Source organism: Desulfuromusa ferrireducens, assembly GCF_055389805.1.
On the sequence record NZ_AP042415.1, the window covers coordinates 3,038,652 to 3,055,757 of the forward strand.

At 50.9% G+C, this 17,106-nt stretch carries 13 protein-coding genes; 7 read left to right on the forward strand and 6 right to left on the reverse strand.

Going from position 1 to position 17,106, the window contains the following annotated elements:
* Positions 1–294 precede the first annotated feature (294 nt).
* The 5 genes from fdhD (at position 295) to ACZ5PT_RS13670 (ending at position 8,395) form a co-directional block, all read left to right on the forward strand.
* Positions 295–1,740 carry a formate dehydrogenase accessory sulfurtransferase FdhD gene (gene fdhD / locus ACZ5PT_RS13650; RefSeq protein WP_464263585.1) on the forward strand — a complete coding sequence of 482 codons (1,446 nt, stop codon included), beginning with the start codon at positions 295–297 and terminating at the stop codon, positions 1,738–1,740.
* 1,082 nt (positions 1,741–2,822) lie between these two features.
* Positions 2,823–6,089: a CxxxxCH/CxxCH domain c-type cytochrome gene (locus ACZ5PT_RS13655; protein ID WP_464263586.1), complete on the forward strand. Its 3,267-nt coding sequence runs from the start codon at positions 2,823–2,825 to the stop codon at positions 6,087–6,089.
* A 9-nt stretch (positions 6,090–6,098) separates the two neighbouring features.
* Positions 6,099–6,899: a hypothetical protein gene (locus ACZ5PT_RS13660; RefSeq protein ID WP_464263587.1), complete on the forward strand. Its 801-nt coding sequence runs from the start codon at positions 6,099–6,101 to the stop codon at positions 6,897–6,899.
* A gap of 84 nt (positions 6,900–6,983) precedes the next feature.
* Positions 6,984–7,598 (forward strand): hypothetical protein, encoded by a 615-nt coding sequence (locus ACZ5PT_RS13665; RefSeq protein ID WP_464263588.1) that lies wholly within the window; start codon positions 6,984–6,986, stop codon positions 7,596–7,598.
* Between the two features lie 128 nt (positions 7,599–7,726).
* Complete coding sequence (locus ACZ5PT_RS13670) at positions 7,727–8,395, forward strand: EAL domain-containing protein (RefSeq protein WP_464263589.1); 669 nt, start codon at positions 7,727–7,729, stop codon at positions 8,393–8,395.
* 152 nt (positions 8,396–8,547) lie between these two features.
* Here ACZ5PT_RS13670 and ACZ5PT_RS13675 read toward each other — a convergent pair whose 3' ends face one another.
* Positions 8,548–8,979, reverse strand: a complete 432-nt coding sequence (locus ACZ5PT_RS13675) for a c-type cytochrome (RefSeq protein WP_464263590.1) — start codon at positions 8,977–8,979, stop codon at positions 8,548–8,550.
* Positions 8,980–9,857: 878 nt separating this feature from the next.
* Between ACZ5PT_RS13675 and ACZ5PT_RS13680 the strand changes: the two genes are divergently transcribed.
* The gene (locus ACZ5PT_RS13680; protein ID WP_464263591.1) at positions 9,858–12,014 is read left to right on the forward strand and encodes a bifunctional diguanylate cyclase/phosphodiesterase; all 2,157 of its coding nucleotides are present in this window, start codon (positions 9,858–9,860) and stop codon (positions 12,012–12,014) included.
* Between the two features lie 623 nt (positions 12,015–12,637).
* On the opposite strand, the gene ACZ5PT_RS13685 is transcribed toward ACZ5PT_RS13680, so the two are convergent.
* The 5 genes from ACZ5PT_RS13685 to ACZ5PT_RS13705 all read right to left on the reverse strand — a co-directional run bounded on the left by ACZ5PT_RS13685 (position 12,638) and on the right by ACZ5PT_RS13705 (position 16,749).
* A complete protein-coding gene (locus ACZ5PT_RS13685; RefSeq protein ID WP_464263592.1) occupies positions 12,638–13,831 on the reverse strand; it encodes a Fic family protein in 1,194 nt (397 codons plus the stop codon).
* A 488-nt stretch (positions 13,832–14,319) separates the two neighbouring features.
* The gene (locus ACZ5PT_RS13690; protein ID WP_464263593.1) at positions 14,320–15,030 is read right to left on the reverse strand and encodes an ABC transporter permease; all 711 of its coding nucleotides are present in this window, start codon (positions 15,028–15,030) and stop codon (positions 14,320–14,322) included.
* Between the two features lie 251 nt (positions 15,031–15,281).
* A complete protein-coding gene (locus ACZ5PT_RS13695; protein WP_464263594.1) occupies positions 15,282–15,653 on the reverse strand; it encodes a DUF4389 domain-containing protein in 372 nt (123 codons plus the stop codon).
* A gap of 185 nt (positions 15,654–15,838) precedes the next feature.
* Positions 15,839–16,522, reverse strand: a complete 684-nt coding sequence (locus tag ACZ5PT_RS13700; RefSeq protein WP_464263595.1) for a DUF4336 domain-containing protein — start codon at positions 16,520–16,522, stop codon at positions 15,839–15,841.
* Between the two features lie 89 nt (positions 16,523–16,611).
* Positions 16,612–16,749 (reverse strand): hypothetical protein, encoded by a 138-nt coding sequence (locus tag ACZ5PT_RS13705; protein ID WP_464263596.1) that lies wholly within the window; start codon positions 16,747–16,749, stop codon positions 16,612–16,614.
* Positions 16,750–16,834: 85 nt separating this feature from the next.
* Here ACZ5PT_RS13705 and ACZ5PT_RS13710 point away from each other — a divergent pair, with 85 nt between their 5' ends.
* Positions 16,835–17,035 carry a hypothetical protein gene (locus ACZ5PT_RS13710; RefSeq protein WP_464263597.1) on the forward strand — a complete coding sequence of 67 codons (201 nt, stop codon included), beginning with the start codon at positions 16,835–16,837 and terminating at the stop codon, positions 17,033–17,035.
* Positions 17,036–17,106 lie beyond the last annotated feature (71 nt).

Sequence of the window (17,106 nt, forward strand, 5' to 3'; positions counted from 1 at the left end):
ATGAAGGCCGTGCGGTGTAGGGGCTCCGGGTCCCTGAAACCAACTTTGCGCTATGCGGCATGTTCAGTTGCTCGGTGTCAAACGAACTCGAAATTCGTAGAAATACCGATTGCAGGAGCGTTTCCGCCCGATCCACTCAAGGATGACGGGAGCCGAGAATGTTTTCTGAATCGTCGCGAGAGTCACGGAAGTCACCGAAATGACGTGCCTTGAGAAGATTTTTTACCAAAACCGAGATGGAATAGGACCTGCGGCAGGTATTTGAACGGCCTTAACAATACCCTTGGAGACGGCATGGAGAGAAACAATAGCCGCAAAATTCTCCGTTTGGAAAACGGGAGGTTGCGTCCTGTGGAACGGGAGGTGGTCCAGGAGTTTCCACTCACGCTCTTCGTCAACGGTCATGAACTGGCGACCCTGGTCGGTTCGCCGCACCAGCTGAATTTTCTGGTGGCCGGTTTTTTCCGGACCCACGGGTTTGTCGAAACCCTTGACGACTTTCTTGTGATTGGTGCCTGTGAAGAATCTGGAGCGGCCAAGGTCCAGATAAAAAAGGAGATCCCTGAGCGGCTCAGCCCGACCCTGACCTCCGGCTGCGGAACGGGGATTGCCTTCAACCTCCCGGGAAACCTCCCCAGAAGGGAAGAGGGGCCAATTTCCCCCCGCTATCCACTCTCAGCCATTTTCGGCCTGATGAAAGCATTGGCCCAGCGGGCGGAAAATTATCGGGCGCACGGGGGTATCCACTCCGCCGCCGTCGGCGATGGAGGTGGCCTGCTCCTTTATGCCGAGGATCTCGGCCGCCACAACACCTTTGACCGCATCGCCGGGGAAGCCCTGTTCCGTAGCATTGACTTGCGGGGCAAGCTCCTGGTGACCTCAGGGCGGATTTCCACCGAAATGGTAGGCAAGGCGGCTCGTCTTGGGATCGCCCTGATCGCCTCTCGCACTTCCCCCACCGATATGGCAGTCAGAATGAGCGAGGCGGCCGGCATCACCTTGGTCGGTTATGTGCGCGGGGAATCTTTCGAAGTCTACACCCACCCTGAGCGCATTGCCACTGCCCCGGAGACTGAAAAGATTCCAGGAGTGACGGGGGTCATCCTCGCTGGAGGTGAATCAAGACGCATGGGCAGCGACAAATCGCTTCTGCCGCTTGACGGGGGCCTCTTTATCGAGCATATCTATCAGCAGATGGCTTCACTTTTCGATGAGGTCATTCTGGTCACCAACTCGCCCTCCCTCTACCAGGATCTCCCCTGCCGAAATGTCTCGGACATTTTCAAAGCTCAGTGCGCTCTGGCCGGGATTCATTCCGGGCTCTACCATGCCCGGCTTGACCGGACCTTCGTCGTCGCCTGCGATATGCCCTTTCTGTCCTCCGGGGTGATCCGGAATCTGTGCCGGAAGGCCGTCCTCGGCGATGTGGTGATCCCCGAAAGCGCGGCGGGCCTGGAACCGTTGCATGCCCTGTATCACAGACGCTGCCTACCTGCGATGGAAAAGGCCCTCGCTTCGGGGCAGCGTAGGATCGTTAGCTTCTTCCCGGACGTCCGGATCCACAAAGTCCCTCAGGAAGAGTTGGCTTCGCTGGATCCGGAAGGACGTTCCTTTCGCAACATCAATACACCCCAGGAGTATTTTGCCCTGCGGAAACAGGAACCGACTGCTTCTCCTATGTCCCAATGGCCATCCGGAATAGGGAAAGGCCTGGGGGGGAAGGGGGGGGCGGAGAGTTGACCAGGTAACGGGAGCATTCTCTGCAGCCCCTGAGGTAGGCTGCAACCGAGCCTGTAGAATCCTTTGTGTAAATTGCGCGGGAGTCTTGGTAGGTAAGTCCTCGGGCTTCAGACCCGACACCCATGCTCAGATTCTTACAAATGCCGTATTTCAAAACACTGAACAAGGGCAGATTGGCAACAATTCCCTGCACTGCCCAAGCCGTCTTGGAAGTTGTCTCGGATTGTTTTATGGTCTGAAAATCGGGGGATCAGAAATTACTGAAAACCGCCACTTCCAGTAAAAGATGACCGCTAAATACTGCAAACCGAGCCCCCCTCTGCGCTGTTCTGAGCTTTTTTATGTTCAGTGTTATTTAATATTGTAAACCATGGTCATCTTGAGGATCTTGAGTAGACTTAGAAGTCCCTCTCAAGAGGTTACATGTATGAATTTGTGGTCAAAAATAATAAGAGATAACGCTGTAGAAAAGAGACTACAGATCACTTTGATGGCAGATATATTGTCATCAGGAAATGTCCCCCTACAGCACAAAAAAGCTACATCCCTCCCACCACAACCAGTCAATGTCAGAGAATCATTATACGGTGGAAAGCCTATCGACCACTAAACAACAAAAGACCCAATCCAGGAGAACTGGCCAGGTCGGCCATTCATTGAATATCGCGGGTTCCAGTAAAAAGTGTCTGATTAATGCCGAAAACCAAGAAAACCGCACGATCTGGTATCAGTGCGGTTTTCGCGTGTTTAAAGCAGTGACTTATCAGACATCCGGCCCGTGTCAAAATTCTTATGGATATATGGAAATCCATTGTCGCTGAACATCGGCAGGATATTTGTGAAACTAACCGAAGGGACTTGCCGGTCGCTCCGTTCGCCTGGCACAACTGCTAACTTTTGTGAATGGGTCCTACCTTTTAAAGAGCATATTTTCCATTTTCAGAAGGGTTCAGCATTCCAACAAAAGGTATTAGTGGTTAAGTGTTTGTACCTCCCCTTAATGAATTGACACTGTCTTGCTTGACATTGGCACTGTCCAATACTAGGATCGCAGTCAGGAATCCTTTAGTGAGGAGAATGTTATGGTACGGGCAACGCTGGTCATCTTATTACTGCTAATACTTTTCAGTGGTCGAAATGTGTACGCTTCAACCCTGTTGCACAATTCAGACAATACGGGTTCGACAAAATGGGGCGGAAACTGGGGACAAGCTGGGGGACAGTACGGTGTGATCGATTGCTCTACCTGTCACATCAAAGGCTCCTCGAATATCAAGATGGTCCAAACCTCGATTTCTACTCCCGATGCCAGCAATTGGGGCAGCTCCGGGACCCCAAGCGTTTCAGTTAGCTTCCTTTCCACCGTTGACGGCTCGGCAGACATGGGGAACGATAGTGGGGGGCATGCCACGTCGAACAGAATTTGCGAAGTCTGCCACAGCCAGACCAAATACCACCGCTACGATACCAGCGGGCAAAGTGGTGGTCTGAATCATTACAACGTGGGTGACTGTATTCGGTGCCACCAACACGATGGCGGGTTCAAGGCAACCTGCGACTCCTGTCACGGCAACCCACCGATCAATGCCACAGCTGGTGGCCCGGATGGCCTCGATAATACTGCCAATGCCGGGACCGGGACCGGTTCGACAACCGCTGGGGCTCACGCAGAGCATGTTACAAATCAAGGAATCAACGATTGTAGTACCTGCCATTACGGCTATCTTAACGTCAATGAAATGCCCAAGTCGGACGACGGCGGCGATATCAATAGCGGTTTTTTGCTATTTGGCGGTGGCGCTCCCGAAGTGGGAGCAACTTATGGCGGCCAGTTGGCTGTGACTTATAACGGTGTAGCGGGTGATGACACCCTGAGCTGCAATAACCTCTATTGCCATGGCAATACCATCGGCCAAGCCCAGCTGCCGGTCTGGAATCAGGCTGCGACAGGCGACTGTGGCGACTGCCATGGCGCAACCGCAGCGAGTCCACCGGTCAGTCCCGCGTCTGGGATCAGTCATGCTACTCATGCAGGTTCCGCTGGACGGAACCTGCCCTGTAGTGATTGCCATGGTGTTGGTTATACCAGTGGTGTCGCTGCACCGTCCGGGCATGTTGACGGCGTGGTCCGTTATGATGTCAGCACTTTGGCCGCAGATTATCGCAGTGGCGGAGCCGCGTCGTACAATGGCAATACAACCCAGGCTGCTACTGCCGCTCGGGCACCAAGTGTCTCTTATGCCACCTGCCTGAACACCGCCTGTCATTGGAACATGCCAACACCCACCTGGAACAGTGCAACTCCGGCGACCTGCACGACTTGCCACAACAACGGCATCAACGATGGTGCGGTCGATAACGCGGCACCTGCGACCGGTTCACATGCCCTGCATATCGCGGCCAGCGATACTTATATTACCTGCGACAGTTGCCACGGCAGCGGCGCAACCACTGGTACGCACACGGGCCATTTCAACAATGTTACCAACTTCGCCGGCGATCTGAATTCGGGCGTAAACTTCACCGATGTCGGCGGACGTGGCAACACGGCAGATACCTGTGCGATCATCTGTCACAAGGATGGAACCTGGGGCGGGCTGCTTAACTGGACGGATGGGATAACCGATTCCTGCACTGACTGCCACAGCAACGCTTACGCTGGTAAAGCAGGCCCGATAGTGATCACCGATCCTTTCGTTACGCCCTCGGGCAGTCACCTGAAGGAGACTACCGGTCAAATACTGCCGACTACGGCAGCCACCTGGAAGACCCGTTGTTTGGGCTGCCATACTAAGCACTATGATGTGACCGCGATTAAAATCGACCTACCAGCCACCAGCTGGGACAATCCCGGCACCGGTGCAATCGAAACGACCAACATGCGCACCCAGCTCGGCATTAACTATACGGGCACGGATCATGGTGGTATCTATCTCAAAGGGAGCCTCGGTACGGATGAAGCTGATGCCTGCTGGAGTTGTCACGGTGTCGATGAAACCATCAATGAGTGGGGCTTCAACGCGGACACCAACGGGGCCTTTCCAGATAATGGCTGGAGTGGTTCCTCGCACAACTTCGGTACCCCATACACCACATCGGCACACACTACTGCGAGTTCTGCTTGGATCACCCAGACCGGCGATGGCTACTGGCGCAAGGACTACTATTCAACTTCCGCAGCGCTAAGCCGCCAGATCACCTCGGTGCATACCGCCAATGTCAATGCCGTTGGCATCTCCAGTGTTTCAACGGCCGTCGATGCCAATGGCAATGTGGTGGCCGCCACCCAGGAAGCTCGCAACCAGATCCGCTGCAGCTACTGTCACGACCTACACGATCTGAATCAGGCGGTTGGCGACAGCAGTTCCGGCCGCCCTTACCTGCGCGGTAGTTGGATGGGGGACCCCTACGGCCCCGATGCTCCACCGCTGAGCACCTACAACTACGCGACCACCGGTGGACCTGATAACAAGGGCAACCGCTTCTCCGCTAACGGTGGTGTCGCTCAACAGGTCGCGGTGCCGCGCCTTTTCACCACCACCACTCAGGAAAAGGGCGGCTACTTCATCGATCAGAACAGCGGCTGGCCGACCCGGGTCGGCAACACCCCAACCGGTGCGGATATGACTCTGGCCGAAACCGCCGGCATCTGCATCCTCTGTCACGGCAGCGATATCGACGGCATGGATTTCTACGGCTCTTCCATGTGGCGTGATTCGATGTCAAACGGGCACAGCAACGCGGCACTGGGCGGCACCGGTGCCAACCGGCGCAACATCTTCGACGGTTTCATCGGAGGAACGTCCAGCGGCATGCACATGGCGATGCAGGGCACTCTCGATTACAGTGGCGATTTCGGGATCGCGATCTTCGACGGTTATTTGGTAAAGAATGGCCCCTTCTTCGATGCTTATGATGGGGCTGGCCGCACCAATACTAACCACCCACCGAAGAACTTAGGCTTCTATGGCGGCACAGTCGGCAGTTTCACTCAAGGGGCCAATGGTCAGTTCACCGCCTGGTTCAACGGCAGCACATTGTCCACCGACATGGCGGCGGTCGGCACCGACGGCAGCAAGGCCAGTGGTCTGAACGCTCGGGCCCATAGTTTCACCTGCTCCAAGTGCCACAGCCCACATGCCACGGGGCTGCCGGCCCTGCTGATCACCAACTGCCTGGACACCTCGGCAGGAACCTGGTCCAAATCCTATAACGGACTGAATATCGGCCCCAAGGCGACCAGTTCCTGGGGACAAGTCGCGGCGATGAACTGCCACCGCAAGGAAACCTGGGGAACGGCGGTGCAAAATCGCGATACCGGCTGGCATAAGCTGGCCCCGGGACAGTAGGAGGGGGACGTGCAGAGATTAATCCTGCTATGGATTGTGGTTGGCGTAATGGCTTCGGGGTGCGCCAAAAAGATCGCCTTTGAGCCAGAATTCAAGCCGATGCTTGAGAAGGTTGCCGGACCTTGCCAGATCGGCGAAGATCACGATGGCGATGAAATTATCGATGCCAGGTTCGATTTTACCTATTTGAAAGGAGGTAAACTCCAGTCGCAGGAATATGATCGTGGCAATGACGGGACCATCGAAGAGAAGACTGTTTACCGTTATGCCGGTGGTCGGCTACAGCAGGTGTCAACTGATCGGGGAAACGACGGAACCATCGATAGGACAGAATTCTACAGCTACGATCTGGCCGGCAAGGCCACTGTGAGCATCAACGGCCAAAAAGAAAAGCAGATTGAGTATGATCGCCTAGGACGCATGGTCAAAGAGAGTTTCGACCGAAATCACGATGGCAACTGTGATCGGGCCGTCTCCTATATTTATAATGCGGAAGGGCTGATGGTTGAGCAGAACCGGGATTCCGACTGTGACGGCCAGGCGGACCGCCGAATCAGCTATACCCCGGGAACTGACGGCAGGATTACCGAAGAGGCCATGATTGATGTCACATCGAATCAGCTGTTTGCTGTGATCAGTTACCACTATACTGGGAACAGGCTGGTTAAAGAGAAAAAGGATAACGGCCAGACCTATGAAATCGTTGAGGAGCGGTACGATCTCTACGGAAATTTGCTTAGTAAGGCTTATTTCAATGCGGGAAAAAGTCTGCAGAGAAAAAAGATTTATACCTATGGTTGTTGGAACTGATTCTGCCGAGCGATTGCCACATGGGGCTTGTCACGGTGAGTGATGAAAAATCTATTGAAGCGATCTACAGCACAATGGAGGCCCATGCATAAAGACATCTCCATATTTATCGTCCTGACTTTGCTCGTAGGCCTTACGGGCTGCAGTAACAGCGAAGAAAAAGCTAAAGAAAAATTCGACGCAGCCTATCGAACTGAGCAGGCCGGCCGCATTGACAACGCTAAGACGTTCAACCAAGGATTGTTAGACAACTCCCCAGGAACAACGCCAGCCCAACAAGCCCATGAACAGTTGGCCAAAATACAGAAGAAAAACGAAGGGGTGTTGCGCCAGGCAGTCCATGCTGAAACGGAGAGTATTCGTAACGTCGTTGAGGCTTATCATTCTGTGTATCGCCGCTGGCCTCAATCGATCAAAGACTTTGACGATGGTGAATACCTCTTCGATTCCGACTATATGAGCGAGTCGCTCGGCGATAATTTTTCTATTTATTTGGCTATGTCGAGCCAAGGCTCTGGCTACCGATTCTGGTCCTTCCCTCAAGAGGAGAAAATCGCTTTTCGGTATGAGAGCGATAGGCGCACCCACACAACTGTGCCGAAGGAGGATGCGTTGGCGGAAATAGAAAATTCTTACTCTGTTGAAGAAAGAAAAGGCTCGCTGACTTTTCTTATCCCCCGGCTTGGGAATATCAATTAATCATCCCGCCTTTGCGCTCAAGGAAAAGAACAGGAGTTCATTCGTTCCGGTATTCATAGCGCCCGAGATCAATTCCCGCCTTGTCTGTCAACGTGAGGACAGTCTGGTAATCATCGACCGTTGTTTCGATGAACTTCACAGTTTTCATTTTTTCCAGGGCCAGTCTGCCTTCAGGATTCCCATCTAAGTTCAAGAGCGCATTTTTCAGCTTTTGCCTGATCGTTGCGATGGGGGAGTGGGTTCTTAAAACCGCCTGCCTGCAATATATGAAATGGCAAGAACAAGGCTTGCCGATTTTTCGAATGGCTGTCAATCTCTCGCCGCGCCAGTTCCGGCAGGGGAATTTAGTTGCTACGGTGTCTTGCGTATTGCGAAAAACCGGGATGAAGCCCCAGAATCTGGAGTTAGAAATCACCGAAAGCATGGTGATGGATGATGTTGACACGGCCATCATCACCATGCAGAAGCTCGCTGATATGGGCATCACATTGGCAATCGACGATTTTGGATCTGGCTATTCCTCATTGGCGTATCTGAAACAGTTTCCCATTTCAAAGCTTAAAATTGATCGTGCTTTTGTGCGTGACATCCCCAATGATGGAAACGATATGGCAATCGCCATAGCAGCTATCGCTTTGGCAAAAAGTATGAATTTGGAGACGATTGCAGAAGGGATAGAGACTGATGCTCAGCTCAATTTCTTGCGCTCCCAAGGTTGTTCACAAGGCCAGGGTTATTTTTTTGGACGGCCCGTAGAGTCTGGAGAATTGACTGCAAGATGGGGGCAGGTTTCTTAACGCTAGCGACAATTACTATTCACTATTCCCAGAACAAATTTAGCCTCAGCCGATTATGTCGGCTGGGTGTAGTCATAAGGCTCTTCTGTCTCATATATAGTAAGTCTTGAGGAAAAAAAACATTCATTTTACGCGAAGCTTATCAACCGTTCTTAGTCAACCCCACCACGCCCTAACCATTCCCTGTAAGTTTGATCGCCCCAGAAGCTTTGAAATGCGGCAATCACCGCTTTTCGCTCTTCATGGGTTAACACCTCTGCAAAACCGGGCATAGTTGCTCCGGGATGCCTACCACCCATCTCAATGGTCTCTTCCTGATCGGTCAATGAATGATGCCAGGAATGGCCGGAGCCATTCAAGGGTTGCGGAGGATATGAGCCGTTAGGCAAAGGAGTGTCAGAATTCGGAGCTCCTTCGCCATTCTCACCATGGCAGCCTGCACAGTGAGTTGCATAAAGAGGCTTGCCGATAGCGACCTGTTCAGGTGTATACCATCGCGATATATTTATAGGTGTCGTGCTACAGGAAATTAGTAGCGCCATCAAGGCTGTTGATATAGCCAGAACAAGACAAGTTTTTTTCATTCTCGTGGCCTTTCAATCGTTTCACTCTTAGCATGCCATGCCGGATCTTTGATGCATTGAACGTTTTTTACGAAAAAGCCTACCAGATGAATCGAGAATGACAATCCCGTGCGGCACACGAATACTAAGTTGCCATAACAAGTTACCCAAAAGTTGTAACAAAACAGGGCCCTAGCCTACGCCGGGACTACTTCGTTTCATCGTCTCGTATATGGTAAGTTTTGACTGGCCGAGTCCGACAAGTGTCGACTTAACAGACATAGGAGGAGCCAATTTCTACCCGAAATCCTCGCCCCGCCGAAAGTGTGCTGTAAGTTGTTCAGTATTGTTTTGACGGTCAGAAAGTCGGCCAGATTGAGTATGTTCTGAATATCGCCACTTCCAGTAAGTTCATGTTTGATATGTACCCTATTCAAAGAAACGCCCACGATGAGGCAGCCGTGGGCGTTTTGTGTATTTAAACAGGTGATTTATCGGACAGTCAAACCCCAGCAAAAATCCCTTAGATATACGAAAACCCATTTTGACCCGACATTTGAAATTGGGGCGAAAGCCCTTACCGGTCACTCCGGTTGCCAGTCGCAACTCCTAAGTTTCGATAATCCCGCTGTCGAAAATTCAAAGGTTCCAGACGAGGGAACTCTGAATGTGCTTTTTATTGGAATAGGTAGGAAACGCTGAATAAAAGCAACCACTCTGCGCGAAAACCTTCAGGAACAACAATTATACGGCCTGTCATTATTTCTTGACGGACCTTTTTATATGGGGTCAAAATCACAGGAATTATCAGATAAGGTCTTCACATACCCGAAAGCAGAGACAATAATATAAAAATTATTAACATTTCTATCCCCCCCCCCTCTGAGGTTTTCATTTTTATGCCTGTCGAACATTTAAAAAACTATGGCAATAATCTGGATACCCCTGTCTCGTTGACCATTGACAGCTCCCGCCAGCAAAAGCTTTTGGCGATGAGTCCAGCGGTCATTTACTCCTGTCGTTCAGATGGAGATTTTGGGGCCACGTTCGTCAGTGAAAACATTAGAGAGCAACTTGGGTACGAGCCTTCTGAATTCACAGAGAACTCAGGGTTCTGGGCTAGCAAAGTTCATCCAGAGGACAAGGTAAGGATCTTAGAAGGTCTTTCGATGCTATTCAAAACAGGCAAACATGTCCATGAATACCGTTTCCTGCATAAAGACGGATCATACCGCTGGATGCGCGACGAGTTACGGCTTTCAAAAGCTGACGGATTGCCCATCGAAATTTTTGGTAGTTGGACCGACATCTCCGAGCGCAGGACGATGGAAGAGAGCCTGCGCGATAACCAGGCCCTCCTTGAAGAGGCCCAACAGATAGCCCACCTTGGGATATGGAGCTGGGATATCCTCACGGATACCTGTTCCTGTTCTGATGAATTTTATAAGATTTTTAGTCTTGATTATAAAGTCTTCGATTGGAACTACGCGTCCTTTTTGGCTTCCATCCACCCAGAAGACCATAGCCTCGTTGAGGTGGCGATGAAACGGGCGCTCGATAAAGAAGGCCCTTTTGCAATGGATTACCGCATCGTGCGTCCAGACCAAGGTGTCCGCTATATCCACTCTCAGGGCAAGACGATCTTTGGCGATGGAGGGAAACCTGTTCGCATGGCGGGAACAGTTTCAGATGTTACCGCTTACAAACAAATCGAACTGGACCTAATAGAAAAGAAGTCCCATCTAAAGCGACTTGCCTACCACGATCCATTGACAGGACTTCCCAATCGTAACCTTTTTCAGGATCGCCTCACCAGGTCCCTGGCGAGGGCAGGGCGGAACGGAAGCCAAGTTGCACTTCTTTTTCTTGACCTCGATTTATTTAAAAAAGTCAACGACACTCTAGGTCATCAGGTCGGAGATCAACTATTGCGGGCGGTGGCCGAACGGTTACAGACGTCTACGAGAGCCGTGGATACGATTGCTCGGTTTGGTGGGGACGAATTCACCATTGCTATCGAAGATGTTACAGAAATCAAACAGGTTGCACGCATTGCTCAAAAAATTATCAACAGCCTTGGACCGCCATTTTCCGTTGGCGGCCATCTTTGCTACGTTTCGGCCAGTATCGGCATCAGCCTCTACACATCTTGCGACGATGATTTAGAAAGCATGCTGAAGCGTGCTGATATAGCAATGTATGCCGCAAAAGAAAGCGGAAGAAACAGCTTTCAGTTTTATTCCCAGAAAATGGATGCCCAGGCGCACGAACTTCTTCTGCTGGAAAATGATCTACGACTAGCACTGGAAAAAGATCAACTTGTTATGCACTACCAACCCCAGGTAGACATGTCCTCTGGTCGGATTATTGGCCTGGAAGCCCTTGTGCGATGGCAACACCCGGGAAAGGGGATGATCCCTCCTAATGACTTTATTCCGTTAGCGGAAGAGGCAGGGCTTATCGTTGCCATAGGGACATGGGTTCTCCGTACAGCATGTGTCTATGCTCGAACGTTACGGGAGGCTGGGAGTCCCCATCTTCGAATGAGTGTCAACATTTCCATGCATCAATTTAAAACGCAGGACTTTCCGGCATTAGTTTCCCAGATCCTGGATGAGACGGGCCTTGCGCCACAGTGGTTGGAGTTGGAGATTACGGAAAGTATCGCCATGGAAAACGCCAGCGAGACTATTTCCCGCCTCGCCGCCCTGAAGGGGATGGGGGTCTGGTTGGCAATCGATGATTTCGGTAAAGGACACTCTTCGTTGAGTCACTTGAAGCACCTCCCCATTACAACCCTAAAAATTGACAAGGGCTTTGTGATGGAGATCCTGACAGACCAATACGACTTTGCTATTGTGGAGGCCATACAGGCTCTTGCAAAAAGCTTGGACCTTGAAGTGGTCGCTGAGGGAGTAGAAACGCAGGAGCAGAGACAGTTACTGTGTCGGTTAGGATGCAAGTTAGGACAAGGCTTTTTGTTCAGTCGTCCCCTGCCGCCTGATGACCTCCTCTCTCTTTGCCAGCTTGAAAAACCATTTAAAGATCTGTTTTAATTATCGCCTATTCCAGAACAAAATAAGCCCCAACCTGTTTATACGCTAGCCGGTGTACAAAGGTGTTGAAAAACAGAAAAAGCCCCGCAATTTATTGAGATTGTAGGGCTTTTTCTGTCTGGACTCATAGCGGCCAACATTTTGGAATCATTGCCGTTGCTGGGTTTCAACACCTATATGAACCGGCTAGTGTTTATCCGGGTCGGTGTCTTTGTGTAGGTTGCCCGATAAGGTGGGCCTGCTTTACCTCAGGAAATGCTGCACAGATTTGATTTGTTAAAAATCAGAATTTTACTTCCGGAAACGATCTTCAGGAATTACAGACCCCACCCGCAAAACGAGTAAGTTTTGACCGGCAGACCTGATTCCTGCAAGTATCGACTAATTGGACACTCATTGAGGTTGACTTCTACCCCAAAATCCCGATCAATCGAAAGTGTGCCGGAAGTTGTTCTGGATTAAATTATAGGTCCGCAAGTCGGCCAATCGATCAATTACTGTAAATCGCCACTTTCAGTAAAATCTATCTGTTAAATGCAACAAAGCAAGAATGGCCCATGATCTAGTAATCATGAGCCATTCGCATGTTTAAAGGGGTGAGCTAAGCCGATAATTTTTCGCCCCTATGGCTTGAAGGATAAATCTTCGTCCTGGTTATCTTCCAAAGCGGGCTTTTCCCGAGCCAAAACCTCTTTAGTGTATTCCCAGTTCAGTCTATATTTCGTTGTCCGGCGTTCGCCTTCCATAGACAGAACTCCTTTTGTGACCAGATCAGCCAAGTCCCGCGTTACGGTTGCGCGACTTCCTTTTGACATGCCTTGGTACTTCTTCGCTGTCAATCCGCCTTCAAAACCGTCTTCTCCCGCCTCAAGAAGTTTGCTGAGGGCCTTCCTCTGTCGAGTATTCATATCAAGGTGGGAAACGTTCTGCCAGAAGCGCGAGATTCCCATGACTTTGTTGATTGTCGTTTGAGCTTCCTGCATCGCATGTTCGTGGCAACTTAGAAACCAGGACAACCACTTTGTCAAATCACCTTCACCGTTTGATGTGTGCGACAAAACGTTATAATAAGTGTCTTTACTCTGCATAATTATCGATGAGAGGCTGTAGCAACGCTTTGCTGTTCCCTCGCCCTGCGCGAGCGCCATATCGGCCAGTGCGCGGCCAATACGACCGTTCCCATCATCAAAAGGATGGATCGCAACAAACCAATAATGCGCAATACCGGCTCGAAGAATCGGATCAACGTTCCCTTGTTCTGGGTGACTTTCCTGCCACCATGTCAAAAAGGCTTCCATCTCATTGTCAACCCGGTCAGCGGGAGGAGCTTCGTAGTGAACCTTTTCCCGCCCTATTCGACCGGAAACAATTTGCATAGGTTCTGTGCGCCAATCTCCAGTGATGATCTTGTAAAGGCCGGAATACCCAGTTGGGAACAGAGCTGCCTGCCAGGCTTTCAGTCGCTCTGCAGTTAAGGATTTGCTGTCTCCGGTGGTGGCATCAATAAGGACATCAACCAGCCCATCGACATTCCTGGCGGCAGACGGGAGACCACCAGTCGGCAAGCCCAGTCGAATTGCAACAGAAGATCTAACCGAATCTGGGTTGAGTAGCTCGCCCTCAATCTCTGCTGTCTTGACAGCCTCATTTGTCAAGGACTCCAGTTGAGTCTTGAGTTCCAGATCAAGCCCAAGAGATTTTATCTGCTGGAAGAGTTGTCCTTGGAGGTGTCGGCAGCGGCCTAATTGTGGGGTAAGTTGCTCAAAGTCCATTGAGAAGCTCGGCCAGGTCGGATGTTGCCAGATATGTTGAGGCATAAAAGGGTCTCCATTGCATCAAAGTATGAGGCAATAGTAGTTCCACATGAGATTAAAAAGCAAGCTTAATGCATCAGAAAGTGAGGCAATGCATGTCAGTTTACTGCCTCATGCGAACAAATATTGTAAGTTTTGGCCGACTTTATTCCGACAAGTATCGACTTGTTGGACAACGATCGAGGGTGATTTCAGCCCGAAACTATCGATCAGTCAAAAGTGTATTGGAAGTTGTTCTGCATTGTTTTATAGATCAGGAAATCGGCCAGATCGAGCATTACTGAATATCGCCACTTCCAGTAAGTAGGAGTTAGTGTTTGATAAGTACCCTATTCAAAGAAAATCCCGCGACCTAGTAATCGTTGGCTTTTTGCGTGTTGAAACAGGTGACTTGTCAGACATCCTTCAGTCGACGCGAGTCGAATGATTAACGTTATGATGTCCACTATCACAGATCTACTTCAATGACGGAAAAGCCCGTCTGCAGGACGTTAAGTTCTAACCTTATCCCTTAATAAAAAGAGGTAGAGGCCAGCGGAGATTCCTGCTGAGCCGAAGACCATGCACATGACCATGATCTGATAACGAACCGCGATCAGTGGTGATGTGCCGGAGAGGATCTGCCCGGTCATCATGCCGGGCAGCGAGACCAGACCCACAGCGAAGAGGGAGTTGGTGATCGGGATCATGGCGGTATGCATGGCCTTGTTTCTGGCCTCTTGGTAGTCGGGTTTGCGGTCTATCTCGCTTTGAAAACGCTCTGCCGCCAGGCTGACCGCATTCATGGCATTGGCAAGGATCATGCCGGCAATAGGGATCAGGTAGCGCGGTTCATACCAAGGCGAGAGGCAGAGTACCCCTTTAACGACAATGAGCAGGGTGAAGAGACTGCCGCCGGAGATCGAGGTCAGGGAGAGCCAATAGGCATTCTTGTTGCGGCGTTGGAGAGGACGCAGGGAGATCCAGCCAGCTGCCGACAGCATCAGGCAAAGGATAGCGCTGATCAGGTAGGGGTTGGTGGCGGCAAAGATATAGGTGAGTAAATAACCGACAAAAACCAACTGCACCACCATTCTGGCGAGGCCCTGCAGGGTCTGGCCAATCTCGATTGACCAGCTGTAGAAGATGGCCAAGACCGCCAGAACCGGAACGCTGGCCCACAACAAGTCGGCAACTGAAAGCTGATAGATAGACGGGTTCATCGTAGTAGTCCCTCTTATGGGTTAGAATTGACCCGATCATAGCACTCAATCAATCCAGCCTAAAAACAAACAGGCTACATAGATCACCAGTCCGATGACGAGCAGGTAAACTGCCCCCTTAACGAAGCAAGTGCGCTTGTCCGATATGTACCCTATACCAAGAAAGCCGCATGATCTGGTAATCATGCGGCTTTCGCGTGTTTAAAGGAGTGCCTTATGGGAAAGGTTTTTATACAGCTTCAACGTAGTCTTTAATCTGACATGATTTGCTCTTCAGGGGGGTCCAGTTCTGGAGGAAAATTGGTGAAAGGAAAAGGACGCTGGCTTTCGTTCAGAGTGACATATCGGAATATTCGATATCCATAGGTGGAAATTTTGTTGGAAAATTCCCGAACCGATTCATTTGGTTTCCGGGTGCTGAAAAAATAAATAAATTGAAAGATAACTACGACTTTAACAATGACCATCACAATTCCAAGAATGACAAGGAACAGAATGGTGTATAGCAATCGAATACCGATCTGTTTTCCAGACACAACAGGTTGCTGTTCTTTTTCTGTTTGTTCCTGAGGTTCTTGGGGTGTCGTTTGTGTATTTTCACCTTTCGTTGATTCTGGTGACATAATATCTCCTTTTGGGTGATTTATTGGACAGGTTTTTCTACAGGCTCAACGCCCTAATCAGTGGCGCTTTTAGCGTCCACTGCATTCGCTGGTTATGGAGCAACATACTGCACATGCCCAAATGACTGTTGTCTATATTAGCGGAAGACACTATGGCCGTCCGCTAATGTCCCGAGATAGACATTCTAGATCCAGCTCAGCGCCTTTCTGATAATCTCTGTTGCCCCGGTTTGTGCGCATTCGCCGTGCGCAATCAGTAGTCGGCTGGGTCCCCAGCCAAGCACTTTCTGACGAGCAGCGCGGGCGGGTCCGCGGCTAAGAAAGCTAGCCCGCCACTCCCGCGGTGTGCTGCCTTGCTCACCAACCAAGCTATCTAGCTGCATAAGCTTACCTTTCCAGCCCGACATTTTTTCTTGCGCATGCCGCTGGATGAGGTCGCAAATGATCGTAGTGCAAGACGCCCGGTGGAAAAACACGACCTCGTCCATTGCCAATGAGCCACGAAAGATCACTTGATCGATGTCCGCCGCCCAAGCCGGATCGGGTTCATCGCTAAGATCAGCATCAAAGTGAACTTCCGGCTTTTTACGGGCAAGACCAGGCGGAGCATACAGCCGCGCACTAGGCCATCGCTCAGCCCATTCTCCCAAGAATAGATGATGTATTTTGTTCGGCGATACGATATGACGTACGGGTCCGACTGCCTCGACCGAGCTGGCCAGCTCGTCGGTCAGGGCGACTGGCGACCATACCCATACGCCGCCGTCCGAGAGTCGTACCACCGCCATACGGGTGGGATACGGAAAGCCGAAAAACGATACGGCCGGACCCTCGGCTACATAGAGAGAAGGTCCAAATTCTTCAAGCATGCAGACAGCCTCCTAATGTGCAGCCGGTTATGATCCTCCAGTGCAGAAGGCCCACACTTGACGAGATCAGCAGCCAACGCATTGATCGATCACTCCTGTTGCGGCAATAATCCTGTCGGGCTCCCGATCCGCTGTTCAATCGAAGACTGCAGCGACTCAATCGCCTGAAGACACGCCAACATATTATTGATTTCAAGCAACAGCTCTTCAGTGGTCGCGCCACCCAACTCTTCTCTTCCGTCTTGAGTTTTCCCGCCCCTTCTGACAGGCTATCAGAACCACCCAACAACTCAAATCAAAGGAGGATGAATAATGCCTGATAAGAACCCTGGTCTTTCAGCAGATGAACACCAAGCCCTTGTTGACGAATTGCGTGAGATATCCGATCGACTAGGTTCCGTTACCTCCAAAATCGCAGTCGCCTACGGAAAAACAGAACCGATCACCAAAGAGGCCGTCAATACAACAAGAGCGGTTCACAAGCTTATTCACTCACTCGAAGAGATCAATTGAGCGGTCTGCCGCATCTGGGAGCAGGCTCACTCCACGTTCTACAATGTTGGCCGTCAGGTTTCCGGTACGAC